Genomic DNA, 26,535 nt, shown 5'->3' with positions numbered 1-26,535 from the left:
TCTACTTCTTCTTTTTGGCCTGCACTTTTTTAATTTTCTTTTTTGCTTTTTGTTCTGAACGGGATTGTGAATTTTTTTTGGATGATGGCTTAGCAGAGGTGGGATTATTTTTCAGTTTGGAATGTTGCTCTTGTGCAACTTTCAGGCGTCTCTCCCACTCGCAGGCTGCATTCAGGCTTTCCAGTGTTCTGGTTAACCCGGCAATTAATCTTTCATCCATATCATTTTTTGCATATTGGAGCTGTTTCTCTAATGTCTTCTGTTTGTTGTCGCACTCCGCTTTAGTTGATGTTGCATAGGCAATATTCATACTGAAAACACCTAATACAGCCAAGATCATAGTCTTCGACTTCATGAACTATTCCTAGTCTGATTTGAAATGCATATTCAAAATTTTATATGCTGATCGGGATTTGTTCCTGAAAATTAGACGTTAGTTACAACTGACGAGGGGCAAAATGGAGGCGTTTATCTTTTTTCGCGAGAATGAGGCATAATGCTTTTTTGTTGTCTGATCAGCCATCAGGCAAGTTATCAATATTTCTCTCCCGGGGTTTGAAAATCGAATGCTAAGTTATCGTCACAGCTTCCATGCAGGCAACCATGCTGATGTGCTAAAACACACTGTCCAAAGTCTTATCATTGAGTCACTTAAGGAAAAAGAGAAGCCTTTCCTTTATCTGGATACCCACGCAGGCGCAGGCCGTTATCAGCTCAGTGGCGAACATGCCGAACGTACTGGCGAGTACCTGGAAGGGATTGCCCGTATTTGGCAGCGTGATGATATTCCTCAAGAATTGTCCGGCTATATGAAAGTGGTAAAGGCTCTGAACCAGCATGGTGTTTTGCGTTATTACCCCGGTTCTCCATTAATTGCCCGTCATTTATTGCGCGAATATGATGAACTTAACCTGAGTGAATTGCATCCAAGTGATTTTCCTTTATTGCGTAGTGAGTTCTCCCGTGACAGACGTGCCCGCGTTCTGCGTGAAGATGGCTATCAACAGCTGAAATCAAAATTACCTCCTAAAACTCGCCGTGGGTTGGTGCTGATAGATCCTCCTTATGAGCTGAAATCGGATTATCAGAATGTGGTTAAGGGGATTTTGGAAGGATATAAACGTTTTGCGACGGGGACTTATGCGTTGTGGTATCCGGTTGTGCTCCGCCAGCAGATTAAGCGTTTAGTTAAAGATTTGGAAAAAACCGGGATCCGCAAAATTTTGCAGATTGAGCTTGGTGTGCGTCCGGATAGTGATCAGCGTGGTATGACTGCATCCGGCATGATTGTGATCAATCCGCCGTGGAAGTTGGAACAGCAGATGAACGCTGTGCTGCCTTGGTTACATCAGGTACTGATCCCTGAAGGCACAGGGCATACCTCAGTCGAGTGGATTGTACCGGAATAAGACTATTTTCCAGCATGGAGCATCAATTTGATAGCTCTAGCCTATGACAACGAAAGCCACAATCATCATGCATAGTGATAACTTTTTGTCATAATATACGTTACGATTAAATTGTAGTCAGTAGGTTAATTGATTAGACGGAAGTGCCTAAGATGAGTAAACATTACGATTATATTGCAATTGGTGGTGGCAGCGGTGGTATTGCCTCCATTAACCGTGCGGCCATGTATGGGCAGAAATGTGCCCTGATTGAAGCAAAAGCACTGGGTGGAACATGTGTTAATGTGGGTTGCGTACCGAAGAAAGTGATGTGGCACGCTGCCCAGATTGCGGAATCTATTCATCAATATGGCTCTGATTATGGTTTTGATGCCACAATCAATCGTTTTGACTGGAAAAAACTGATTGCCAGCCGTACATCCTATATTGACCGAATCCACTCTTCGTATGAGCGTGTGCTGGATAATAATAATGTTGATGTTATTCAGGGGTTTGCTCGCTTTGTTGATGCAAAGACTGTTGAGGTGAACGGCGAAATAATTACCGCCGATCATATATTGATTGCGACCGGTGGCCGCCCTAAAAACCCGGCTATTCCTGGTGCAGAATACGGTATTGACTCGGATGGCTTCTTCGAGCTGGAAGAAATGCCTAAGCGTGTTGCTGTCGTAGGTGCGGGTTATATTGCGGTGGAAATTGCCGGTGTTTTGAATGCATTAGGTAGCGAAACACATCTGTTTGTACGCAAACATGCACCATTACGTTCTTTTGATCCGCTGATCGTCAATACATTGCTGGAAGTTATCAAAAATGAAGGGCCGAATCTGCATACGGAAGCGGTACCAAAGGCCGTGATAAAAAATGCTGATGGCAGCCTGACTCTGCAATTACAGGATGGCAGAGAACAGACGGTTGATACGCTGATTTGGGCGATTGGGCGCGAGCCTGCGACAGATAATCTGAATCTGTCTGCTGCTGGTGTGGCGTTGAATGAATCAGGCTATATTCAGGTTGATAAGTATCAGAATACCAATGTAAACGGTATTTATGCGGTGGGCGATAATACAGGGGCTGTAGAGCTGACACCAGTTGCGGTAGCGGCAGGTCGTCGTTTATCAGAGCGTCTGTTTAACAATAAGCCGGATGAACATCTGGATTATACCAATGTGCCAACAGTGGTCTTCAGCCATCCGCCAATCGGCACAATCGGCCTGACGGAGCCACAGGCGAAAGCGCAATACGGTGATGATCAAGTTAAAGTTTATACTTCGTCCTTTACCGCAATGTATACCGCAGTGACACAGCACCGTCAGCCATGCCGTATGAAACTGGTTTGTGCTGGTGAAAATGAGAAGATTGTCGGTATTCACGGAATAGGCTTTGGTATGGATGAAATCCTGCAAGGCTTTGCTGTTGCCCTGAAAATGGGTGCGACGAAAAAAGACTTTGATAATACCGTGGCTATTCATCCGACTGCGGCGGAAGAGTTTGTGACGATGAGATAATCTTCTTTTATAACGAATATTCCCGAAAAAGCCAGAAGTATTCTGGCTTTTTTATTGCTACTGACTCATCCTAAATAAGGTTGATACTTTCCGGCAGCTTGTCAATGAGAGCCTGTACTCTGAGAAGCCATTTTTAGCTAGATATTATTATTAACTAACATAGTAAAATCGATTTTTATTATATTAAGGTCTGTGTTTTTTGGTTTCCCTGATGTAAATGTCCCCTGGTGCTGGAGATGTTATTTGTTTTATGAAATATATATATATTATTGGTTTTTATTTTATGATGGTTTAATTCAAAGTTAATTTAATACACTTATTTTAAAATTTATTATGGCAAATGTTCTTGGATGATTTAATCACAAAAGGAGACTTTTTCGTTGTTATGGGATTTTGAGGAGCACAATAGAGAAACGCTAAATGTTCCCATGTGATATATATATCATTATGAGCCTTTTTATATGAAATATGGTTTTTTGCGTGATAATAAACTGCCATGCAAAGTGAGTTTATTTGCATGTTGATGTGATGAGTGTTTTTTGTTCTATTACTTAATAAATACCAAGATTTCATAGCTAACACTTCCTTTAAAAGTCTCATCTGTTATTTTTTCATATGTAAATCAAAGTGAGAATAAATGGGTTGTGTTGCCCTAATAGCATTAAGTGTGATAATTATGTTAGTTTTTAACACTAAAAGCCTTAGTGAGTTAGAGACTAGCATATGATAAATAATTAATGCAATAAAATCGCATTAATTGTAATGTAATAACGCCTGAATTTGGTGTTTATTCTTTTAAAATCAAACTATAGTAAAACACGTAACAGGCGAAAAGAATGCTGGATACTATTGGTAAGCGTTTGAAATGCTGTAGAGCCGCGACTGGAACGACGACACATGACGTGGTGGATTATATACACGATAAAGGAGAAGATATCTCGTATGCCACGTATACGCGCTGGGAGTCGGGAAGTTCTTTTCCGGTAAGAAAAAACCATGTAATAAGCCATGTCTCAGACTTTTTCAAAGAAAATGGTCTTCAGGTAGAGCCGCAATGGATTTTGACGGGCGAAGGTTTTCCTCCGCAATTCGCAGAATATACTAAGTTGGATGAAGATACTTTATTTATAATGGCGAGCCGTACATTACCTGATGTTGAATTAGTTCAGGTTGGTGGTCAGTATGGAGAGCCATATATCAATTTTGGAGAGTTCTGTATTATCTCTGATGATAATAATATTGAATCAAACAATAATAAGTTATGTTATGTAAGATATGATGAAGGAGTAAGAATTGGTGTAGTGACCATCATGGATGAAAAACAGATTATTATATCGGGTAAGTTTGATATGACATTGAATAAATCTAATATAACCGAGTGTAGGAGGGTCAAATGGATTCAAAAAAAATAAAAATAGACTTTCATCGTCATAGTAATGAGGTGATTAAGTTTCTTAATAATTTTGAACGTGTCACATATGTATCCACTCTGTTAGTCGAAAATAATAATGTATCAGCTCATCAGAGTAACGGATATGCGGGTTGGGACCAGAAGTTTTATTACGATGGAGTACATAAAGACAGCCTACTAATAAAAATTGGTCTGGAACTGACAAAAATAAAGGGTGGCGATGTCAGTACCGTTATATGGGATGACGTTTTAAAGAATGATGTAAATAATGTCATTGATGAAGAAAGAAGAAAGCACAATATATTTCATGGCATCAGTTTCATTTATGGTCTGACTGATAATACCAGTATGGCAATAAATGTATGTACAGGAGAGGATACTTCTAAAAAGGATTTTGAAGGTTTACTCTTTCCGATGAGATTTGCACTGTTAAATTATTTTAAGGATCTGTGATGTTTTCTAAAGAGTATTTGGTGGACGATCAGCACGTTGATTTTCAAGGTGTTGTTGATGGGCTTTATTATCCGTTTTATCTGGAATGGACTCGGCATGCGTTTATGAAAGAAGCGTTAGGTCTGGATTTAGAAGAAGAATTCAAAGCCGGGCGCATGCATATGATTCTTGAGTATAGCCTGCGCTTTAGAAAAAGCCTCCAGAAAGGGAATCAAATGGAGGTGACCTGCAAAGTCGCCAGAAATGAAAAGCGTAACCGGATTAATTTTGAACAGCAAATTTTAGTGGATGGCGTTGTGTATGCTGATGCGACGTTTGTCGCTACTTGTTTAGTGAATGGGCGTCCGAGTGTTCCTGAAATTGTGATGAATGCAGTTGAAGACTAAAGATAATCGTGTTTATTCTGGCCTCTGATTAATAAGAGGCCACTCAATAAAAAATCACAAACCCGGCGCTTTCCATAACGAAGTTGTCAGGCCATCATCGACGAGATGAAGTTGATCTGCATACACTGCCTGCCAATCTTTTTTAGCTTTTTGATAAACATCCCAGTGACTTGAGTTCGGTAGATATTCCCGCTCCCAGCGTACCAGTCTTTCCCCCGTTTCCGGCATTGAGTCATACAATGACACACCAACGCCAGCAGCAATAGCACATCCCAGAGCCGTGGCTTCTTTAACGACAGGAACTTTTACCGGCAATCCGGTGACATCGGAGAGGATCTGGCTCCAGAGTTTGCCTTTTGAACCTCCACCAGCAAAAACCAGAGAATCAGGCTGAACACCGGAGAATGTTGCAACGATATCCAGATTGCAGGCTGAGACGATAGCTGCGTTTTCTTCCAATGCCCTGAACAGGGTGGCTTTGTTGCATTTTTCCGGATCAATCGACAGGTTGAGGAAGGAAGGTGCAGCGTGATACCAAGATTTAAAGCGCATGACGTCGGAGAAGATTGGCATCACACCATATGATCCGGCGGGAACCCGCGCTGCCATCTCTTCCAGCAGAGCGTAAGCATCAATACCCAGCCGCTCTGCCATCAGTTTTTCTTCGGCGCAGAAAGCATCGCGGAACCAGCGCATGGTGAGGCCGGTGAAGAAGCTGATAGATTCTGCCTGTGCCATGCCGGGGATAACGTGAGGATTAATACGGATATTCATATTGGGGTCGGTCATCGGTTCCGGCAGGTTAACGACTTGCTGCCAGAATGTACCGCCAAGCACTGCGGTCTGAGCGGGCCTGACAACACCAATACCAAGGCAACCGAGCTGAACATCGCCACCTCCCATAATGACCGGCGTTCCGCTGTCGAGACCACACTCTGCTGCCGCTTTGTGTGTGACGTATCCGAGTAATGTGCCTGTTTCTTTGACGGGAGAGAGAATATCGGAACGCAATCCGGCCATTTCCAGCAGGCTGGGGCGCCAATCGCGACTCACTAAATCCAACATACCGGTTGTGCCTGCGTTGGAAGGATCAACCGCAAGTTCACCACTCAGCATATAGGCCAGCCAGTCACTGATCATGGTTAACGTGCTGGCTTGCCGATAAATATCAGAACGGTGGTGGGCAAGCCACAATAAGCGGGGCATTGCTCCCAACGCTAATGTCTGACCGGAATAGCGATAAACATCATATTCGAACGTATTATTGTACAGCTCTTTCAGTTCACTGACTTCATGACTGGAACGGGCATCAACGTTGGCACATGCCCATATGGGATCGCCGTTCCGATTGTACAGGACGATCCCTTCCCGCATTGAACAGGCAGCAACTCCCTGAATGGCACTGGCTGGTAGTTCAGCCTTTTGTAAAGCCTGCCGGATACATTGGCAGGTCAGTTGCCAGTTGGTTTGCAGATCAAACTCCATTGAGCCTGCCACATTCGGTACAGGCTGGTGAACCCATTCTGACTGTCCAACAGAGATTTGATTACCTTCCAGATCAAATATGACTGCACGTATACTGCCTGTTCCTGCATCAAGCGCCATCAGATACTTCTCTGATGAGTGAGCATGAGTGCGTTGGTTCATGATGCTATCCTCGCTTGTCGTTATCTCATTAGCCTGCTGGTTGTTGATTAAGGACTACGATATGGCACAGGAAATAGGTTATTAGATAATCACATCAGCATCGCCCTTGCGGTCTTTTCCTCTGTGACCAGTGAATTAATATAGCCGCCTTTTAGCGCTGCAACGATGGCATCAGCTTTTTCAGTTCCACCTGCGACACCAATCACATTTGGTATCGTTTTCAGCTCTGGTAGTGAGAGGCCGATCAGTTCCTGATGAATATCGATATCACTGACCAATTCACCTTCAGCATTGAAAAAGTACCCGAGAATATCCCCGACTGCACCTTTGCGCCCGAACATCAGTTGTTCACCATCGCTGATATAGCCGGAACGCATAATAGTCGCCTGTTGCCTTTGGTTGATGGCACCAATGCCGACAACGGCGATATCAGCAGCACAGGCAGTCAGTATGACATCCCGCACACTGCGTTCTTCACGGAATGTTGTGGCTACCTGTTGGGTTGATGCCCTAAGTGGTGCAGGGATGATGCTGACAGGGCAGTCTGCGTCAAGTTGTCCGATACCGGTCATATAAGGGCCAACACCACCGGACAGCGTCACCAGACGGATCTGTTGGGAGGAAATAAAACCGCTCAGATGCTGTAAAGTACACATGGGGGCTTCACCAAAACCGATCGCCAGAAGTTGGCGGGGTTCAATCAGTGACATCAGTAGATGGGCCGCTCCGGTACCTAGCCGGGTATTCAGGTTAATGCTTTCAAGGGTGGGAAGGACACGTACCTTATTCAGATTAAAACGTTTTTTCAGCGCATCTTCCAGTTCCAGACAGCCCTCATAGCGAGAGTTTATCTGAACATGGATCACACCGGATCGCCGCCCTTTTTCCAGTAAACGGGAGACTTTAAGCCGGCTCAGGCCAAGCAGTTCACCGATGTCTCCCTGTGTCAGGCCATCGTGATAGTAAAACCAGGCAACCCGGGCCAGTAGTTCTTCTTCACTCATGTTGTTTCCTGAATCGCTGTTTTCTGAATAACTATTTTCTGAATAGCTATGGCTGGTATAGCCCTGATCCGAATAATGAAGATCACCGGATGACACGTTTTTTTCTGATGCTGATTTTTTCTTGTTTGGTTTGATTGTCATAACAACTTATTTATTCCCTGAAAATGAATTAAGCATGAAAGCCTCTGTCGTGCCAGAGGTATTCCACAAAAATTGAACATATCTTAATGGAGATCTAATTTTTTCATAAAATGTGATCAAAATTTTGCAAATATTTCATAATATGAATTAGAGTCATGAACAAAAGATTTTTAATCTTATAAATGTTCACATTGAGTATCGGAGTCAGTGTCAGAATTGGGATGGAAAGCAGCAAAATCATAAACACCCTGAGGTAGCATGATGTCAAAAAGCAATTCCGCCAATGATTCATTGCAAACTCATTTATTGCAAAGGCATCCATCACAACACTATTCGCCACAAAAGCATTCGTCACAAAAACAAGCCGCTAATACATTACCTATGTTACCGCTACTCGCTGTTCGGGGGATCGTTAAACAGTTTGCCGGTTTAGTCGTGTTGCAGCAGATTGACTTCACTCTGAAGGCAGGGCAGGTTCATGCCTTATTGGGGGGAAATGGCGCCGGTAAATCCACACTGATGAAGATTATTGCGGGCCTTGAGCAGCCGGATGCAGGAACGCTGATGATCGAAGGAAACACCCTTAGTCAGCTGACTCCGGCTAAAGCGCACCAACTGGGCATTTATCTGGTACCGCAGGAACCTTTGTTATTTCCTAATCTTTCTGTTCAGGAAAATATTCTGTTTCGCCTGCCTAAGCAGCTAGCCAATAAAAGCCGGATGCAGCAACTGCTGACACAGCTGAACTGCCGGTTAAATCTGAGTGCGCCTGCGGGCAGTCTGGATGTCGCGGATCAGCAGATAGTGGAAATTATGCGTGGTCTGATGCGCAATTCCCGCATTCTTATTCTTGATGAACCGACAGCCTCACTGACTCCCGCCGAAACAGAACGCTTGTTTGAGCGGATACGGGATTTACAGCAGCAACAAGTTGGGATCATTTTTATTTCCCATAAACTCCCTGAAATTCGTCAGATTGCTGATTATGTCAGTGTGATGCGGGATGGAATGATTGCTCTCAGCGGTGCAATGGCGGGCTTTTCAACAGAAACCATTATTCAGGCAATCACGCCCACGGTAAAAGATTCGGTATTAACAAAAACGCAGAAGTTATGGCTGGATGCCGGAAATCGTCTGCGCGCTGGTGCTCACGCTGATTCTATGTTTGAAGTGACGGCGTTGTGTGGTGAAGGCTTCCGGAATATTTCACTGACCCTGAAAGCCGGAGAGATTGTCGGTCTGGCGGGCGTTGTGGGGGCAGGTCGCACGGAACTGGCGGAAACGTTATATGGATTACGGCCTGTGGTGAGTGGCGAGATCCGTTTACATCGTCAGGGACTTAATGCGTTGAATACCGCAGCCCGTCTGCGGCGTGGTCTGGTTTATCTGCCGGAAGATCGGCAGGCATCGGGATTATTCCTTGATGCTTCCCTGAGCTGGAATGTGTGCTCACTGACTCATAACCAGAATGCTTTCTGGGCTCGCCCTGCCTATGATGCCGCTGTGCTTGAGCGTTATCGTCGGGCACTCAACATTCGTTACAGTCATGCCAGTCAGCCGGTGCGTACTTTGTCAGGCGGCAATCAGCAGAAGATTTTGATTGCGAAATGTCTGGAGGCGAAACCCGCTGTTTTGATTATTGATGAACCGACACGAGGTGTTGATGTTAGTGCGCGTACTGATATTTATCAGCTGATCCGCAGTATTGCCAGCCAGCAGGTGGCAGTTCTGCTTATCTCTTCTGATCTTGATGAAATTGTACAGCTGGCTGACAGGGCACTGGTGATGCATCACGGCGAAATCTGTGGCCACCTTGATAAATCCAATATGAGTGTGGATGCCATTATGCATCTTTCGTTTGGTGAGGGGGCGTTATGTTGAAATTCATCCAGACTTTTATCCAGAACAATCGTGAAGCCACAGCATTAATAGCTATTTTAGGTTTGTTTGCCTTGTTAAGAAGTCTGGAACATGATGTTTTTAGTTTCCAGACTGTCACTATGATTTTTGCGAATGCGCAAATCCTGATGTTGCTGGCAATGGGCGCCGTGCTGGTGATGCTCACGCGTAATATTGATGTCTCTGTCGGCTCCACCACCGGTTTATGTGCTGTGGTGCTGGGGATATCACTCAATGCCGGTTTTCCTTTGTCGATAGCGTGTTTCATAACATTACTGGCGGGTATGACTGCGGGTCTGATAAATGGTGTGCTGGTGGTCTGGCTGAAAATTCCGGCCATTGTCGCCACGTTAGGTACGCTGGGGTTATATCGGGGTTTGATGCTACTACTGACGGGCGGGAAATGGATCGAGGGCCTGCCTGCTGATGTGAAAGAGCTTGCCAGACCTGTTTTATTGGGTATTTCGTTCATCGGCTGGTTGTTGATTTTACTGGTTTTAGCAATGACGTGGATGCTGAAGGTAACGAATTTTGGCCGCGGGTTCTATGCTACCGGTGACAATCTGCAAGGGGCGCGACAGATTGGTGTGCCGGTGAATCGCATTCGTATTGCTGCATTTGCCACAAATGGTGTGATGGCGGCGCTGGCTGGCATTGTCTTTGTGGCTCAGATTGGATTTATTCCGAATCAGACCGGAAGCGGGCTGGAAATGAAAGCGATTGCTGCCTGTGTGTTGGGGGGTATCAGTTTGCTGGGCGGCGTGGGAACCGTGATAGGGGCGATTTTCGGTGCTTATTTCCTGACACAAATCGACAGTGTGTTGGTATTACTCAGATTACCGGCATGGTGGAATGATTTTATTGCCGGTCTGGTTCTGTTGTTGGTGTTGGTACTTGATGGCCGGTTGCGTAGCGCCGTTGAAAAGAACCTACGTCAGCAACGTTATGCCAGTTTTCTTAAACCCGACGATGAACCCGTAACCCATTCATCGGAAGCAGGCAGGAGAACATCATGATCAGTGCGATTAAACGTCATGGATGGGAAACTGCTCTCGCTATTCTGCTGGTAATGGAGATTCTGTTATTTGGTATAGCCAATCCTCGCATGCTGGATATCAATATATTGTTGTTCAGTACCAGTGACTTTATCTGTATTGGTCTTGTTGCTCTGCCGCTCACGATGGTGATTGTCAGTGGCGGAATTGATATTTCGTTCGGGGCTGTTATCGGTTTATGCGCCATTGCACTGGGGATAATGAATCAGGCTGGCATGCCGATAATAGCCGCTCTTCCTTTGACCCTGATTGTGGGAATGGTATGTGGCCTGATTAATTACGGGCTGATTTTCTATACCGGTGTGAATCCTCTGGTGATTACCCTCGGAACCATGTACCTGTTTGGCGGGAGTGCGTTATTACTGTCGGGGTTATCCGGTGCGACAGGTTATGAAGGCATTGGGGGCTTTCCGTCTTCATTTACTGATTTTGCCAATCTGACACTATTTAAACTGCCTGTCCCGTTGGTTGTTTTTATTTTTTGTGTCATCGGGTTCTGGTTGTTTATGCATCGCACTCATCGGGGGCGCAACGTTTTTCTGATTGGGATGAATAACCGTGTCGCGCGTTATGCGGCGATCCCTGTCAATAAAACACTGTGCCTGCTGTATGTCCTGTTGGGTTTGTCTTCGGCTCTGGCTGCGATCATTCTGGTGTCTTATTTTGGTTCCGCCCGCTCAGATCTGGGGAGTTCGTTCCTGATGCCAGCCATTACTGCGGCAGTTTTAGGTGGAGCCAATATCTATGGTGGCTCAGGTTCTGTTATCGGTACAGCATTGGCTGTTCTGTTGGTGGGCTACTTGCAGCAGGGGTTGCAAATGATGGGGGTTCCGAATCAGATATCCAGCGCCTTATCCGGCGCTTTGCTCATCGTGGTGGTGGTCGGGCGTTCTGTTTCTCTGCATCGCCATCAGATCCGGGACTGGTGGCAGCGTTGGCGGGCATCGGCTTTTTAATGAACTACTCCTGAAAGATTTCTTAAATAGAAAACGGTTCCTGAACTGAAAGAGAAAAAAGCGGAGACAGGCATGAAAGCACTGATAATGAAAAAATCGGCAATGAAAAAACTGGTTTTAGCGAGTGTATTGAGTCTGGCATGTGCTTCTTGGGCACAGGCTGCTGACAGGATTGCGTTTATTCCGAAGCTGGTGGGGGTCGGGTTCTTTACCAGCGGCGGGCAGGGAGCAGTGGCAGCGGGTAAGGCGCTGGGGATTGATGTCACTTATGATGGCCCGACCGAGCCAAGTGTGGCGGGGCAGGTACAGCTCATCAATAATTTTGTGAATCAGGGATATAACGCAATTATCGTGTCGGCAGTATCACCGGATGGCCTGTGTCCGGCATTGAAACGGGCGATGCAGCGCGGCGTAAAAGTACTGACGTGGGATTCAGACACTGCACCAGAATGCCGTTCCATCTATATCGATCAGGGAACACCAAAACAGTTGGGTGGGTTGTTAGTGGAAATGGCCGCCAGTCAGGTGAAAAAAGAAAAAGCGGAGAAACAGGGAAAAACGAAAGTGGCGTTTTTTTACTCCAGCCCCACAGTGACAGATCAAAACCAGTGGGTGAAAGAAGCTAAGGCCAAAATTACCGCAGAACATCCTGACTGGGAAGTTGTGACCACTCAGTTTGGCTACAACGATGCGACCAAGTCTTTACAGACTGCGGAAGGCATTTTGAAAGCATGGGATGATTTGGATGTGATTATTGCCCCGGATGCTAATGCGCTGCCTGCGGCGGCACAAGCGGCGGAAAACCTGAAACGTAAGGATGTGGCGATTGTCGGGTTCAGCACGCCGAATGTCATGCGTCCTTATGTCGAAAACGGGACAGTCAAACAGTTTGCCCTGTGGGATGTGGTTAAACAGGGCAAGATAGCGATTCATGTTGCCAGTGAAATGCTGAAAAAGGGCGACCTGAATGTGGGCGATAAATTAGCTATTCCTGACATCGGTACACTTGAGGTTTCACCGAATAGCGTTCAGGGATATCGCTTTGAAGCGAAGGGCAACGGCATTGTTGTGATGCCGGAGCGCGTGATTTTTACCAAAGAAAACATCAACCAATACGATTTCTGATTCATGTTTCGCAGAGTCGGCACACAGCCTGACTCTGTTATTTTCTGGAGAGAAGAATGGCAGATTTAGATGATATCAAAGACGGTAAAGATTTTGGCATTGATACACCGCAAAAGAATACGCTGTTTGAACTGAAAGGTTGTGGCGCGCTGGATTGGGGAATGCAGTCGCGCTTAGCGCGAATTTTCAATCCGGCAACCAATAAAACGGTGATGCTGGCGTTTGATCACGGCTATTTTCAGGGGCCGACAACCGGGCTGGAGCGTATCGACATCAATATTGCTCCGCTGTTTGAACACACTGATGTGCTGATGTGTACGCGCGGTATCTTGCGCAGTCAGGTTCCGCCGGCAACCAATAAACCGGTGGTACTGCGCGCATCCGGTGCAAACTCCATGCTGACAGAGCTGTCTAATGAAGCGGTTGCTGTTGCCATGGAAGATGCGCTCCGGCTGAATGTCTGTGCTGTGGCGGCACAGGTTTATATTGGTTCAGAGTATGAACATCAGTCCATCAAGAATATTATCAAGCTGGTGGATCAGGGTACGCGTTATGGTATGCCGACGATGGCGGTAACCGGCGTAGGTAAGGATATGGCGCGTGATCAGCGTTACTTCTCACTGGCAACCCGCATTGCTGCGGAAATGGGCGCGAATATCATCAAGACCTATTATGTTGATACCGGTTTTGAACGGATTGCGGCCGGTTGCCCGGTGCCGATTGTGATTGCCGGAGGTAAGAAGTTACCGGAGCTGGAGGCGTTAACCATGTGCTATCAGGCCATTGATCAGGGTGCATCCGGTGTCGATATGGGGCGCAACATCTTCCAGTCAGAAGCACCGATAGCCATGCTTAAAGCGGTTCAGGCAGTCGTGCATCACAATGAAAAGCCTGCTCAGGCTTATGAGTTGTTCCTGAGTGAGAAAGCAAAGGGAGAATAATATGCACGTTACATTAGTTGAGATTAATGTCAAAGCGGACAAGATCGCCGAGTTTATCGAGGTATTCCGTGATAATCACCTTGGTTCGGTGAGAGAACCGGGCAATTTACGGTTTGACGTATTGCAGGATGAGAATATCCCGACCCGGTTTTATATCTATGAAGCCTATATTGATGAGGTAGCCGTTGCGGCTCATAAAACAACACCACATTATTTGCGCTGTGTTGAGAAACTGGAAGCTCTGATGAGTGAACCCCGGAAAAAGACCACGTTTATTGGGTTGATGCCGGAAGGAAAATAAATCCTCAATTGGGAATAATGCCTTGACGATAACGCCAAGGCATTTATTTTTTTGTTTATTGTTACTGGCCTAATTAAGCCAGTTATTTGTAATTACATTCAGCAGAAATTTTGCGTTAAATACTCAAGACATTTTTAATGCTTTCTGCAAGCATGCCAGGGTCTCCGATACCGTTAATTTCCTTGATAAATGGTAGGCCCAATTGCTCTGCCAATTCTTCCATATTGATATCATTGCCAATAGTTTGCTCGAATTCCAGCTGATTGATACCGTTTTCACCAGATTGTTCGAATTCCAGTTGCATGATCTGGTTCCATAGTTTTCCTGCAAACCATGAACAGTTTGTTACAGGCGTATACGCACCATTCTTCATATCTTCAGAAGTCAGCTTCATCAGTTTTGACAACTGATTACTTTCATCGACTAATTCAGGAATAAAATTCTGCTCTATAAATTCAGGAGTGATAGCGTTGTTATTAATCTTCACACAATGCTGCATGTGAAATTTTCTCTCTGCTGAATCATCAGTCGTGCTATGTTCTGAGTTTTTTACGAATCCATATCCCGGATGAAAAGCATATGAAGTATTATCACCCTCTTTTTCACTATTAAAGTAAATAACCCATGCATGACCAAAACCGCCACTACCAAAGGCAACGCCCAGTAACTTTAATACGCCTTTAATGACAACTTCTTTCTCATTATCATTCAGGCTCCACGGAAAATTTTGCGCAATAAACATCGCTGCGGCTATCATTGGTGTTACATTCGTACGTTCAGCGGTTCGGTTAGTTCGAATACAAATTTGTGGGTAGCCAACGCTTGCGTCGCCAACTGGCTGATATTTATCTGTCTTGATCATCATTATTCCTTTATCTATATATAATTAAAATGGTTATTCTTTAAGAATGAAAAATAACCTGATTAAATGGTTTGAAGTATTTCCGCCTAAATAATTCGCGTTCTCGTAACTGGAGAATTACGTATTATTTAAGGTGAGATTTTTGTTTGATATAAAAGCAATTGGATTAATTGTTTTTATACTGATCGAGTTTTATTTATCCTTTTGTTATTTTTTATTTCCTTTTGTTTATCGATGTTTTTATTTTAAAAAATAAAATCATTCGATGGTGTAATCTGAGGTCGGTAATATTGCCGTTTTTATTTTTCATAATAAAATGACCACCACTGTATGGCATGTATTACAATTAGCTAAAATTATTTCAATTTGAAATTACATTAATAAAAGAAATTATGAATATGAATTAAAGTAGGGAATCCCCTTCGATATAAATCTCAGGGGTTATTAAGAAATGAAATAGTTATTTAATGAAACTATATTCCGTTGGCGGGTCAGTTTTCTTTTATTGTGAATGAGCCAGCGAGAAAGTTGCCGGAGGGGTTAATAAAAGCCACTTCACAATAAATTCAGCTACCTGTTCCGGTTGGTTAATATCGAGTTGTGGTAGTGATGTATCCAGCGGGATATCGCTGGCGACAGCGATGACATAGGGATCAATGAGTTCTTCGAAGGTATGATTTAATCCATCCCGGTACAGGGCGATTTTCGCAATAGCTTCATTTTTGAACCCCTCAACCAGAATCAAATCCAGTGAAGTTGCATCAAACCGACTGGCGAGATAATGCAAATCCAGTTCGGGGAGTTCGGGGGTTTCTGTCATTAAGGCCCAGCGCTGTTGGCTGGCAACCAGTGTTTGCATCGCTCCCGATTTTCTCAGCTCATAGCTGTCTTTGCCCGGCTTATCGACATCCATATTATGGTGAGTATGCTTAATCAACCCCACCCGGATTTGTTGCTGGCGTAACAGGGGAATAACCTGTTTGAGCAAGGTGGTTTTACCGGTTCCACTGTAAGCGGTGATCCCCAGTAATGGCAAATTCATTGGGGTGTTACTTTGATTCATGCTGACTCCCGAAGACATTCCCAGTGCTGGCATTGCCAGTTTTGGCACTCTTCTGGTGTATTCAGGTTGGTGAAGGATTCTGGATGTGGAATATAGACGGTTTTTGCTTTAATCATTTGCATAAAGAACATCAGCTTTCTGTCACCTAATGCAAGGTAGCTTTCCAGTCTGGGGATCAGGCTACGGTGCATCAGGGCAAGTGTCGGATGGGCGCGTTCACAATCGTGTACATAAGCCGCCCACGCATGTTGTTTATAGCGCCAAAGTTTTTCCACCAGATCATCAGGGAAATCAGGGACATCGCAAGGTACGAATATCACCCATTCATGAATAGCCTTCTTCAATACTGCCAGCATTCCGGCCAATGGCCCGGAAAAATCAGTGATGATGTCAGGAATAATGGGATAACCACTTTGTTGATACACTGCCTGATTGCGGTTGGCGTTAATCAGCAGTTCATGAACCTGTGGCTGCAATTTTGCAGCTATGTGTTGGTATAATGGTGCTCCACCGAATTGCAGTAATCCCTTATCATTTCCGCCCATACGGGTGGATAGCCCTCCGGCCAGAATGGCACCACTGATTTTTGGATACGTCATGTTAAATCACCTGATATTTTTAACCGATATATTTTATCTTTGGTTATGTAACCCTTGTGAATCAATATGTAACAGTGCTTATATGAACAAATGAGTATAACCTTTACGCGCGTTGACAGCCCAATTTTTTCTCCCAATCATGTCCCTTTGTTGTAAGACGGGTTATGGTTGCGGGCTGTTCACTGTACCCTCAGGGTATGATTAACGACTGATTAAAGAGAACTTTGTTGTGGCAGAAACTATGGCTTTTAATTTTCAAAATATTACGCCGGATTTGATAATGGATGCGCTGGCGCAGTCTGGTCTGCGTGTTGATTCGGGTTTAACGGAGCTGAATAGCTATGAAAACCGGGTCTACCAGTTTATGGATGAAGACCGTAAACGTTATGTCGTAAAATTCTATCGTCCTCAGCGCTGGAACCGGCAACAAATACAGGAAGAGCATGAATTTACGCTGGCGTTACAGCAGGCAGATTTATCGGTGGCTGCGCCGTTGGTTCTTGATGGGCAGACAGTACTGGAGCATGACGGATTCTTTTTTGCTGTTTTCCCCAGTGTAGGCGGTCGTCAGTATGAGTCTGATAATTTTGATCAGCTGGAAGATGTCGGCCGGTTACTGGGAAAGGTTCATCAGATAGGTTACCAGAAAACATTTTCAGCTCGTCCAACCATCAGCCTCAACGAATATTTGTATCAACCCTATCAATATTTGACAGAATGCAACCTCATACCGAATGCGCATAGGGCTGCTTTCTTTGCTTCGCTGGACGAACTGAATAAAGTTGTTGAGTTACAATGGAATATTGACTGGCAGGGATTACGGCTGCATGGTGACTGTCATGCTGGTAATATCTTGTGGCGCGACGAGGCATGGTTCGTTGATCTTGATGATGCCCGTAATGGCCCGGCGATTCAGGATTTATGGATGTTACTCAACGGCTCACGGCAAGAACAGTTGATTCAGCTGGATATTCTGCTTGAATCATATAACCAGTTTGCGGAGTTCGATCTGAAAACACTGGCTCTGATAGAACCGTTGCGTGCGATGCGGATGGTCTATTATCTGGCATGGGTTGCTCGTCGTTGGCAGGATCCTGCTTTTCCCAAAGCGTTTCCATGGATGGCTGACAGTGACTTTTGGCATAAGCAGATAAGTCTTTTTGCTGAACAAATCCGGCTGTTACAGGAACCCCCCTTACAGCTAACCCCGATGTATTAATTTTTCTGGAGATCACGATGAAAAAATTTTGGTTCGCATTGGTGGGAGTGTTTATGGCATTTAATGCCAGCGCTTCTGATTTTTCTGAAGGCAAGCAGTATGTTGAACTTAAAAAAGCGGTAGCTGATCAACCTCAGGTTGTGGAATTTTTCTCTTTTTATTGTCCGCACTGTTACCAGTTTGAAAATATCTTTCATGTTCCCGGTACGATAGCAAAAAACCTGCCGGAAGGTGTTACGCATGAACGCTATCACGTCGATTTTCTGGGGCCTTTGGGGAAAGATCTGACCGATGCCTGGGCTGTCGCTATTGTGATGAAAGTACAGGATAAAGTGTTACCTGTATTATTTGATGGGATTCAGAAAACTCAGACTATCAATACTAAAGCTGATATCCGTAATGCGTTTATTAAAGCCGGTATTTCTGGTGAGGATTATGACGCAGCTCTGAATAGTTTCATCGTGAAATCGGTAGCCTCTAAAGAACGTCAGGCGGCTCAGGATTTTCAGTTGCAGGGTGTTCCGGCCACTTTTGTACTGGGCAAATACATGGTCAATAATGGTGGAATTGAGACTAAATCCGTTCAGGACTACGCCACAAAATTCTCTGAAGTCGTGAATTATTTGCTAACAAAGAAATAAGCGATAAAAACAAGCAGTGTGCCAGTTAATTACAGGGCTGGCACAATGCTTGCTGAAATTACCCTTTCATAACATAAACTCCGGTTATATCCACAAGTCAGTGATTTGTAAGCAATTGCAATATTTTCGTAATATTTGACGTAATTCATTGATTTTTACCTCTAGTTATCCGTTTTTGATATGGATATACATAAATCTGTTTTATGTGCCAATTTTTTGTGCACAAAGTTATCCACAATTCATTTATCAGAAAACTTATTAAAGAGCGGGTATCAGAACGAGAAAATGATCGCAACATTCGTCTATGACAGCACAGTGTGGCATTCTATTCTTTATTCATACTCCAGAACGACGAAGACAATTTTATGGTACAGATAGCAGATAATCCCCTGATTTTGGTTGATGGTTCTTCATACCTTTATCGCGCATACCATGCTTTCCCTCCTCTGACAAACAGTGCAGGCGAACCGACAGGCGCCATGTATGGTGTACTGAATATGCTGCGCAGTTTAATCATGCAGTATAGACCCAGCCATGTCGCGGTTGTGTTTGATGCCAAAGGCAAAACATTTCGTGATGAATTATTTGCTGAATATAAATCTCATCGCCCGCCGATGCCGGATGATTTGCGTGATCAGATTGAGCCTTTGCATAACATGGTCAGGGCGATGGGGTTACCCGTTCTGGTTGTGCCGGGCGTTGAAGCGGATGATGTCATTGGTACACTGGCACTACAGGCAGAAAAAGAAGGCCGCTCTGTTCTGATCAGTACGGGTGATAAAGATATGGCTCAACTGGTCACGCCGAATATCACCCTGATAAACACCATGACCAACACTATTTTAGGGCCGGACGAGGTCACTGAAAAATATGGTATTCCTCCAGAACTTATTATCGATTTCCTCGCTCTGATGGGGGACTCTTCCGATAATATTCCGGGTGTACCGGGTGTCGGTGAGAAAACAGCTTTAGGGTTATTACAGGGGCTTGGGGGGCTGAATGATATCTATGCCAGACTGGGTGAGATTGCAACGCTCAGCTTCCGTGGTGCAAAAACACTGGGCGGCAAAATGGAGCAGCATAAAGAGGTGGCTTATCTCTCTTATCAGCTGGCAACCATTAAAACTGATGTTGAACTGGATAAAACTTGTCTGGATCTGGCGGTCGCTGCCCCTGATAACGAGGAATTACTGGCACAATTCAGCCGCTACGAATTCAAACGCTGGCTGAATGATGTACAAGGCGGCAGTTGGCTGGAAGGCCGTTCGGCGGAAAAAGGCGGACAAAAATCAACGGCAGGCACTGCACCAAAATCTCCAGCCCCCGAAAAACCCGCTGCTGTCAATATTTCTCCGGAAAGCTACCAGACTATCCTTGATCGGAAATCCCTTGATGAGTGGATTGAAAAACTGAAACAGGCTCCGGCATTCTCTTTCGATACAGAGACCGATGGGCTGGATACGTTAACCGCTAATCTGGTGGGCATGTCTTTTGCCGTTGTCACTCCGGTCGATGATGTGGAAAACCCGACAGAAGGAGAACCGAATGTTGAGGCTGCATATCTGCCGCTGGGGCATGATTATCTGGATGCACCACAACAACTGGATCGTCATGAGGTGCTTGAAGCGCTGAAACCACTTCTGGAAGATGCGAATCTGCCTAAAATTGGTCAGAATCTGAAATTTGACCGAGGTGTACTTGAACGTTATGGCGTGGCACTGAATGGTATTGTTTTTGATACGATGCTGGAATCCTATGTGCTGAACAGTGTTGCAGGGCGGCATGATATGGATAGCCTTGCAGAGCGTCATTTAGGGTATAAAACCACCACTTTTGAAGAGATTGCCGGAAAAGGTAAAAAACAGCTTACTTTCAACCAGATCGCGCTGGAAGAAGCGGCTAAATATGCTGCGGAAGATGCTGATATTACTCTGCGTTTGCATCAGGCTATGTACCCACAGGTTGATTCTGTTCCGACACTGAAAAAAGTTTTCCAGAATATCGAAATGCCGCTGGTTCCGGTGCTTTCCCGTATGGAAAGAACCGGTGTCCTGATTGATGCCAACACGCTGGCAGAGCATTCAAAAGAAATTACGGCGCGTTTGCTCGAACTGGAAAAATCGGCTTATGAGCTGGCTGGCGAAGAATTCAATCTGGCTTCACCTAAGCAATTGCAGGTAATTTTGTTTGAAAAAATGAATCTGCCTGTTGTGAAAAAAACACCGAACGGGGCGCCATCTACTAATGAAGAAGTGCTGGAAGAACTGGCGGAACATCATGAGTTGCCAAGAGTTATTCTGGAACATCGCGGTCTGGCAAAACTGAAATCGACCTATACTGACAAGCTGCCACAGATGGTCAGCCCGGTGACACAGCGGGTTCATACTTCTTATCATCAGGCTGTAACCGCAACCGGGCGTCTCTCTTCCCGTGATCCTAACCTGCAAAATATTCCTGTCCGCAATGAAGAAGGGCGACGTATCCGTCAGGCATTCATTGCACCAGAAGGTTATCGCATTCTGGCAGCGGACTATTCGCAGATTGAGTTGCGGATTATGGCGCATTTATCGCAGGACAAAGGCTTACTGGAGGCTTTTGCACAGGGGAAAGATATTCACCGCGCAACCGCCGCAGAAGTTTTTGGCGTCCCTCTGGAGCAGGTGACGAGCGAGCAACGCCGCAGTGCTAAAGCGATTAACTTTGGCTTGATCTATGGCATGAGTGCGTTTGGTTTATCCCGTCAGTTGGGGATCCCGCGTGGAGAAGCCCAGCGTTATATGGATCTTTATTTTGAACGTTATCCGGGCGTTCTGGAATATATGGAACGTACCCGTCAGCAGGCTGCTGAGCATGGGTTTGTTGAAACACTGGAAGGGCGTCGCCTGTATCTGCCGGATATCAAATCACGAAATGGTATGCGTCGCAAAGCCTCTGAACGCGAAGCTATCAATGCGCCAATGCAGGGAACTGCGGCGGATATTATCAAACTGGCCATGATTGCAGTCGATGACTGGATCGTCCGTGAACAGCCAAAGGTGCGTATGATCATGCAGGTTCACGATGAATTGGTGTTTGAAGTGCATGAGTCAGAGCTGGCCACCGCAGAACAGAAAATCAGAGAGCTGATGGAGAAAAGCATGCAGCTCGATGTCCCTCTGAAAGTCGATGTAGGGACGGGTGATAATTGGGATCAGGCTCACTGATTTTTCTTGAATAATTTTTATGTAAATGACGTCGATTTAATGAGCCAGAAATCTCTCTGTTATGCCGTGAAGAGGCATGACAAAAGAATTTTGGCTCACTTTTAGATTAGATCTAGATCTCATAAATATGTAATTAAACTACAAAAAAAATGGTGTAATCTCGGTGTTTGATCACATAATTGGGGCTGAATCGAGGTGTTTTATGAAAATTAATTACAAAAAAATCTTTTGCTGATAAAAAAAATAAGGTAAAGTTGTCGGCGTAGGGTACAGAGGTAAGATGTTCTATCTTTCAGACCTTTTACTTCACGTAATCGGATTTAGCTGAATATTAGCTGCCCCAGCCATCTCTTTTGGCTGGGGCGTTTTTTTATGCGTGATTGACGGTTCTTTCCGAGGAAGGGAGAGAAAAAGGTGGAAGTTACTCCACCTCAATAGCAGGCTGGCTGAACCAAGTATCAAGCTTCTGTTCAAGTTTATCGATACCGATTTTTTTCAGAGCAGAGAAATTCTCGATCTGAATGTTACCTTCCAGAGAGGCCAGCTCCTGACGTACCTTATTCAACTGGCTTTTACGTGCGCCTGAGGCCAGTTTATCGGCTTTGGTCAGCAGAACCATGACGGGAACCTGCATCACAACGGCCCATTCGATCATCTGCATATCCAGATCTTTCAGCGGATGACGGATATCCATCAACACAACCAGCCCTTGCAGACATTCACGTTTCTGGAGATATTCGCCCAGTGCTTTCTGCCATTTGATTTTCATCTCCTCTGGCACTTGCGCATAGCCATAACCCGGCAGGTCAACAAGACGTATGCCTTCCTCTACCTGAAACAGGTTAATCAGCTGGGTACGTCCGGGGGTCTTACTGGTACGGGCGAGGCTCTTTTGCCGAGTCAGTGCATTCAGGGCACTGGATTTACCTGCATTTGACCGACCGGCAAACGCGACTTCAATGCCTGTCTCCGGAGGCAGATGGCGAATGTCTGGCGCACTCGTGACAAAGTGGGTCATGTGATAGTTATAGTTCTTGATGGTCAAAATGGTTATCTCCCTGCGGAATACACGAAAAACAGCGCGGTGATTATAGCGAGAGCAGCGGCTTGTGGACAGGTTAACTTTTTGACTGCCCTTGTTGTGAAGCAGAGATCAAGACTCTGCCAGTGAACGGCGCAGATATTCAGCAAAAAGTGTGTACAGTTCACCTTGAGTTACAATTTTAAGAGCAAGCTGAATTGCCGGAACGCTGGGGACAGCATGTTTAGAAAATAAAACGCATAAATCATCAGTGATGGCACTGTCTGGTAATAAACCGACCCCCAAACCATGTTGTATTGCACTGCTGATATTACTGAATGAAGCGCTGACATACGCCAAAAAATAGGGCTTATTCACATCTTCCAATGCCTTAATAGCACAGGCTCTGATGACACAACCCTCAGAAAAAGTCACTAAAGGTATTTCTTGCAGTTCATTGAAATATAAATCTTTTGAAGCAACCCAGCGCAATGGATCAATTTGAAGAAGTGTTTCAGTCTCAGTATTGATTGATTTCCCTTCCACACTTTTAAGAATAACAACATCCAATTGTTGCTTTTCGGTCATAGCCGAGAGTATCGGAGAGGACGCCGCCGTAATTTCTATCTTTAACCCCGGATTTTTTTCTAGACACCATGAGATAGCCTGGTGTAGGTTTTTAATGTTGAAATCATCCGGCACACCGAGAGCTATCCTGCCTCTTAGCTGAAATGACTTCACTGAGTGCAGGGCTTGTGTCATGCGAAATAAAATATCTTTTGCTACGGGTAAGAGTTGTTTTCCTTCATTGGTTAAACCAATAATCTGCCCTTGTCGTCGATTAATTAAACGGCAGCCAATATCTTCTTCAAGTCGTTTAATACTCAAGCTAAGTGTAGATTGAGTTCTTCCTAATTCTTCTCCTGCACGGGTAAATCCGCCGTGTTTGGCGACGAAGACGAATGCTCGTAATTGTTCAAATGTGACTTGCCGACCATCCAGACACTCAGCACGCATATTCTGCTCCATAGGACACCTCTGCATTGCCATCATTGATAAATTCAATGATAAGAAAGGAATTATTTATTTAACAAAATTAAATCGTTATCGCAATATTGCCAAAAAATAACTTTGACCTGTACAGGAGTTATTCAATGTTTATGATCGTTATTCCTATATTTCTCATCATACTGATTGGCTACTGTTTTGGTCGCATACGCCCTGATAGCGGTAATTCCGATAAACTGATTAATGATTACGTTCTCTACATCGCGCTGCCAGCCTTATTATTTCTTTCTATCGCACGTTCAGATATCAACGAGTTAGAACAGTGGGGATTTATAGGCGCCAGTTTAGTCGGGATCTGCATTGTCTATGCTATGGGAACTGCCATCGCAAAATTGATGGGGGTTGGTTTTCCTCAATCTTCAATTTTAAGTATGGGGGCCTGTTATGGCACAACGGGATATATGGGCATCCCAATATTGCTCTCCATTTATGGGGAATCCGCAGCGCTACCGGCGGCAATCGCGACGATTTTACACAACATACCCGCCATCATAGCGGTCATCATTAGCTATGATATGGCAGCCACACGGCACAGTGCTAATGGCCGAGTTTCTTTTTTCTACAGTATAGCGAAAGCACTAAAAACAACCTTTACCAACCCACTCACTGTTTCAGTTATCGCAGGATTAATCTTTGTTGTGTTCAGGATCCCACTGCCGGAATTTCTACGGTCACTTACCCACTTTCTGGCAAATGCAGCAGGGCCAACGGCGTTATTTGCATTGGGGTTAGGGTTATCCCGGTTTAACTTAAAAGAGCACATCAATAAAGATGCCCTAAAATTGGTGGCACCGATGTTATTACTGAAATTAGGAATACAACCGTGGGTGACTTTTATTTGTGCTTATTATTTATTTGGTATGCAACAACTCCATAATATTTGGCTGATTGTTGCTGTTGTTATGGCTGCACAACCTATCGGTGCCAGTGTTTATATTTTCGCCAGAATATATAATTTCAGGCAGGAAGTTATTTCGCTTTCTATCATTATTTCACTTCTGGTTGCATTGATTACTATCCCGCTTATATTACAGTTTCTTTCGGTTTAACAACGCATTCCAGCCTAATTTGTATGAATACATATCAAGACGGGCGTTATTCAAAAAATAAATACTATCCGAAATATGGGAAGATAGTATTTATCTAGATGATATTATTCAGTAAAACGTGTTATTGCTCGTAAAAATGAGTAAATCTTTACCACTTAGCTTGATGGGGAATTACACTTATTGAGTTTTACTGATTTTAGAGTTTTGTTATTGACCTCAAAAATAAAGGAACCATCAATGTTTAAACGTATTTTTGTGCCGCTTATAACGGCATGTGCTATTAGCGTGATGGCTGCCCCAGCACTGGCTGCCGGAACTTATGTAAAGCTGGTGACATCAGCGGGTGAAATAGAGCTTGAGCTGAATGGTGATAAAGCACCAATCACCACCAAAAACTTTATTGAATATGTGGATGAGGGGTTTTATAACAATACGATTTTCCATCGTGTCATCCCCGGCTTTATGGTGCAGGGAGGCGGCTTTACAAAAGATATGAAGCAGAAAGCAACCAAAGCGCCTATCAAAAATGAAGCTGATAATGGGTTGCGCAACCTGCGTGGCACGATAGCAATGGCACGTACCGCAGATAAGGATAGTGCAACCAGCCAGTTTTTTATCAATGCGGCAGATAATGCCTTCCTTGACCATGGTCAGCGTGATTTTGGTTATGCTGTTTTTGGTAAAGTCGTAAAAGGCATGGATGTGGTTGACAAGATTTCTCAGGTCAAAACAGAAAATGTTGGCCCTTATCAGAATGTTCCGGTTAAACCCATTATCATCCTCTCTGCTAAGGTTGTTTCTCAGTAATTCTGATGAGAAAACAGCGTTTTTTACCTGCTAATTAGAATATGGGCGGTATTTGCCGGTTATTACACTTTTCCGAAGTGTCAGGCTCTTAAAAATACCGTTCCCATCTCAACGCTTTTTCATCACTCCTGTAACCACGGTTCACTCCGCTGGTTCCCGACCCTATTTTAAAGTAGCTTATGTGGTATGATGAGTGTCCTGCTATCGTTGACGTTGATTTACCTGATTTTACCGTAATACATAACGCACAGTGCCCAATAGGGCAAAGCAATATATAAAACTATAAAAATCAGTAGGATGTGATCCTATGCTATTAATAATAGATAACTACGACTCTTTTACATTCAATTTATATCAATACTTTTGTGAGTTAGGGACGCGTGTTTTAGTTAAACGTAATGATGAGCTACAGCTTGAAGATATCGAAGAGCTGGCACCGACCCATTTGGTGATCTCTCCGGGTCCCTGTACACCGGATGAAGCCGGGATCTCACTGGAGGTCATCTCTCATTTTGCCGGGAAACTGCCTATTCTGGGCGTATGCCTCGGGCATCAGGCGATTGGGCAAGCCTTTGGTGCGAGTGTTGTTAAAGCCCGTGAAGTGATGCATGGTAAAACCAGCTTAATTCACCATAATCAGCAGGGTGTATTCAAAGGACTGAACCGACCGCTGACAGTAACCCGCTACCACTCTTTAGTTGTCGCGGCAGAAACATTACCGGCTTCTTTTGAAGTCACCGCATGGAGCCAACATGATGGTAATGTGGATG

General features: G+C 44.6%; 26 protein-coding genes. 18 read left to right on the top strand and 8 right to left on the bottom strand.

Annotation, left to right across the window (positions count from 1 at the left end; genetic code table 11):
• Window position 1 precedes the first annotated feature (1 nt).
• Window positions 2-355: a DUF1090 family protein gene (locus AAC855_RS19460; protein ID WP_340611780.1), complete on the bottom strand. Its 354-nt coding sequence runs from the start codon at window positions 353-355 to the stop codon at window positions 2-4.
• A 211-nt stretch (window positions 356-566) separates the two neighbouring features.
• Here AAC855_RS19460 and AAC855_RS19455 point away from each other — a divergent pair, with 211 nt between their 5' ends.
• The 5 genes from AAC855_RS19455 to AAC855_RS19435 all read left to right on the top strand — a co-directional run bounded on the left by AAC855_RS19455 (window position 567) and on the right by AAC855_RS19435 (window position 5,164).
• Window positions 567-1,409 carry a 23S rRNA (adenine(2030)-N(6))-methyltransferase RlmJ gene (locus AAC855_RS19455; protein ID WP_340611778.1) on the top strand — a complete coding sequence of 281 codons (843 nt, stop codon included), beginning with the start codon at window positions 567-569 and terminating at the stop codon, window positions 1,407-1,409.
• A gap of 152 nt (window positions 1,410-1,561) precedes the next feature.
• Entirely contained in the window at window positions 1,562-2,914 is a 1,353-nt protein-coding gene (gene gorA, locus AAC855_RS19450) for a glutathione-disulfide reductase (RefSeq protein WP_340611775.1), read from the top strand.
• An 836-nt stretch (window positions 2,915-3,750) separates the two neighbouring features.
• Window positions 3,751-4,326: a hypothetical protein gene (locus AAC855_RS19445; protein WP_340611773.1), complete on the top strand. Its 576-nt coding sequence runs from the start codon at window positions 3,751-3,753 to the stop codon at window positions 4,324-4,326.
• A complete protein-coding gene (locus AAC855_RS19440) occupies window positions 4,308-4,778 on the top strand; it encodes a hypothetical protein (protein WP_340611771.1) in 471 nt (156 codons plus the stop codon). Before AAC855_RS19445 ends, AAC855_RS19440 begins: the two co-directional genes overlap by 19 nt.
• The gene (locus tag AAC855_RS19435; RefSeq protein ID WP_340611769.1) at window positions 4,778-5,164 is read left to right on the top strand and encodes an acyl-CoA thioesterase; all 387 of its coding nucleotides are present in this window, start codon (window positions 4,778-4,780) and stop codon (window positions 5,162-5,164) included. Before AAC855_RS19440 ends, AAC855_RS19435 begins: the two co-directional genes overlap by 1 nt.
• Window positions 5,165-5,218: 54 nt before the next feature.
• Here the strand turns inward: AAC855_RS19435 and lsrK are convergent, their stop codons facing one another.
• Both lsrK and lsrR read right to left on the bottom strand, forming a co-directional pair.
• Window positions 5,219-6,811 (bottom strand): autoinducer-2 kinase, encoded by a 1,593-nt coding sequence (lsrK, locus tag AAC855_RS19430; protein WP_340611767.1) that lies wholly within the window; start codon window positions 6,809-6,811, stop codon window positions 5,219-5,221.
• An 89-nt stretch (window positions 6,812-6,900) separates the two neighbouring features.
• The gene (gene lsrR, locus AAC855_RS19425; protein ID WP_340611765.1) at window positions 6,901-7,956 is read right to left on the bottom strand and encodes a transcriptional regulator LsrR; all 1,056 of its coding nucleotides are present in this window, start codon (window positions 7,954-7,956) and stop codon (window positions 6,901-6,903) included.
• A gap of 381 nt (window positions 7,957-8,337) precedes the next feature.
• Here lsrR and lsrA point away from each other — a divergent pair, with 381 nt between their 5' ends.
• The 6 genes from lsrA to lsrG all read left to right on the top strand — a co-directional run bounded on the left by lsrA (window position 8,338) and on the right by lsrG (window position 14,233).
• The gene (lsrA, locus tag AAC855_RS19420) at window positions 8,338-9,837 is read left to right on the top strand and encodes an autoinducer 2 ABC transporter ATP-binding protein LsrA (protein WP_340611806.1); all 1,500 of its coding nucleotides are present in this window, start codon (window positions 8,338-8,340) and stop codon (window positions 9,835-9,837) included.
• A 5-nt stretch (window positions 9,838-9,842) separates the two neighbouring features.
• Window positions 9,843-10,871, top strand: coding sequence for an autoinducer 2 ABC transporter permease LsrC (gene lsrC / locus AAC855_RS19415; RefSeq protein ID WP_422824412.1), 1,029 nt, complete (start codon window positions 9,843-9,845; stop codon window positions 10,869-10,871).
• A complete protein-coding gene (lsrD, locus tag AAC855_RS19410; RefSeq protein WP_340611761.1) occupies window positions 10,868-11,866 on the top strand; it encodes an autoinducer 2 ABC transporter permease LsrD in 999 nt (332 codons plus the stop codon). Before lsrC ends, lsrD begins: the two co-directional genes overlap by 4 nt.
• Window positions 11,867-11,953: 87 nt before the next feature.
• Entirely contained in the window at window positions 11,954-12,991 is a 1,038-nt protein-coding gene (gene lsrB, locus AAC855_RS19405; protein WP_340611804.1) for an autoinducer 2 ABC transporter substrate-binding protein LsrB, read from the top strand.
• Between the two features lie 56 nt (window positions 12,992-13,047).
• The gene (gene lsrF / locus AAC855_RS19400) at window positions 13,048-13,932 is read left to right on the top strand and encodes a 3-hydroxy-5-phosphonooxypentane-2,4-dione thiolase (RefSeq protein ID WP_099120274.1); all 885 of its coding nucleotides are present in this window, start codon (window positions 13,048-13,050) and stop codon (window positions 13,930-13,932) included.
• A 1-nt stretch (window position 13,933) separates the two neighbouring features.
• Entirely contained in the window at window positions 13,934-14,233 is a 300-nt protein-coding gene (gene lsrG, locus AAC855_RS19395; RefSeq protein WP_340611759.1) for a (4S)-4-hydroxy-5-phosphonooxypentane-2,3-dione isomerase, read from the top strand.
• A gap of 115 nt (window positions 14,234-14,348) precedes the next feature.
• On the opposite strand, the gene AAC855_RS19390 is transcribed toward lsrG, so the two are convergent.
• The 3 genes from AAC855_RS19390 to mobA form a co-directional block, all read right to left on the bottom strand.
• A complete protein-coding gene (locus AAC855_RS19390; RefSeq protein ID WP_340611757.1) occupies window positions 14,349-15,098 on the bottom strand; it encodes a hypothetical protein in 750 nt (249 codons plus the stop codon).
• Between the two features lie 499 nt (window positions 15,099-15,597).
• Window positions 15,598-16,158: a molybdopterin-guanine dinucleotide biosynthesis protein MobB gene (mobB, locus tag AAC855_RS19385; RefSeq protein WP_340611755.1), complete on the bottom strand. Its 561-nt coding sequence runs from the start codon at window positions 16,156-16,158 to the stop codon at window positions 15,598-15,600.
• A complete protein-coding gene (gene mobA, locus AAC855_RS19380) occupies window positions 16,155-16,757 on the bottom strand; it encodes a molybdenum cofactor guanylyltransferase MobA (protein WP_228859814.1) in 603 nt (200 codons plus the stop codon). The genes mobB and mobA overlap by 4 nt, the downstream gene beginning before the upstream one ends.
• A 241-nt stretch (window positions 16,758-16,998) precedes the next feature.
• On the opposite strand from mobA, the gene AAC855_RS19375 reads away from it, so the two are divergent.
• From AAC855_RS19375 to spfP, 4 genes are all read left to right on the top strand, one after another.
• Complete coding sequence (locus AAC855_RS19375) at window positions 16,999-17,976, top strand: serine/threonine protein kinase (RefSeq protein WP_340611753.1); 978 nt, start codon at window positions 16,999-17,001, stop codon at window positions 17,974-17,976.
• A 17-nt stretch (window positions 17,977-17,993) separates the two neighbouring features.
• On the top strand, window positions 17,994-18,617 hold the full coding sequence (gene dsbA / locus AAC855_RS19370; protein ID WP_340611752.1) for a thiol:disulfide interchange protein DsbA: 624 nt from the start codon (window positions 17,994-17,996) through the stop codon (window positions 18,615-18,617).
• A 365-nt stretch (window positions 18,618-18,982) separates the two neighbouring features.
• On the top strand, window positions 18,983-21,820 hold the full coding sequence (gene polA, locus AAC855_RS19365; protein ID WP_340611750.1) for a DNA polymerase I: 2,838 nt from the start codon (window positions 18,983-18,985) through the stop codon (window positions 21,818-21,820).
• Window positions 21,821-22,100: 280 nt separating this feature from the next.
• On the top strand, window positions 22,101-22,148 hold the full coding sequence (gene spfP / locus AAC855_RS21800; protein WP_438361642.1) for a small protein SpfP: 48 nt from the start codon (window positions 22,101-22,103) through the stop codon (window positions 22,146-22,148).
• A 93-nt stretch (window positions 22,149-22,241) separates the two neighbouring features.
• Here the strand turns inward: spfP and yihA are convergent, their stop codons facing one another.
• Window positions 22,242-22,865: a ribosome biogenesis GTP-binding protein YihA/YsxC gene (yihA, locus tag AAC855_RS19360; RefSeq protein ID WP_340611748.1), complete on the bottom strand. Its 624-nt coding sequence runs from the start codon at window positions 22,863-22,865 to the stop codon at window positions 22,242-22,244.
• Window positions 22,866-22,973: 108 nt separating this feature from the next.
• Entirely contained in the window at window positions 22,974-23,870 is an 897-nt protein-coding gene (locus tag AAC855_RS19355) for a LysR family transcriptional regulator (RefSeq protein WP_340611746.1), read from the bottom strand.
• A gap of 125 nt (window positions 23,871-23,995) precedes the next feature.
• Here AAC855_RS19355 and AAC855_RS19350 point away from each other — a divergent pair, with 125 nt between their 5' ends.
• The 3 genes from AAC855_RS19350 to AAC855_RS19340 all read left to right on the top strand — a co-directional run.
• The gene (locus AAC855_RS19350; RefSeq protein ID WP_340611745.1) at window positions 23,996-24,958 is read left to right on the top strand and encodes an AEC family transporter; all 963 of its coding nucleotides are present in this window, start codon (window positions 23,996-23,998) and stop codon (window positions 24,956-24,958) included.
• A gap of 237 nt (window positions 24,959-25,195) precedes the next feature.
• A complete protein-coding gene (gene ppiA, locus AAC855_RS19345) occupies window positions 25,196-25,765 on the top strand; it encodes a peptidylprolyl isomerase A (protein ID WP_340611744.1) in 570 nt (189 codons plus the stop codon).
• A gap of 307 nt (window positions 25,766-26,072) precedes the next feature.
• Window positions 26,073-26,535, top strand: a 463-nt coding sequence (locus AAC855_RS19340) for a glutamine amidotransferase-related protein (RefSeq protein WP_340611742.1), incomplete at its 3' end; no start/stop codon positions are given.

The organism is Xenorhabdus bharatensis (assembly GCF_037996705.1).
GTDB classification, from domain to species: domain Bacteria; phylum Pseudomonadota; class Gammaproteobacteria; order Enterobacterales; family Enterobacteriaceae; genus Xenorhabdus; species Xenorhabdus bharatensis.
Note: the sequence above shows the minus strand (reverse complement) of the source record. Positions and strands in the feature narration are given on the sequence as shown.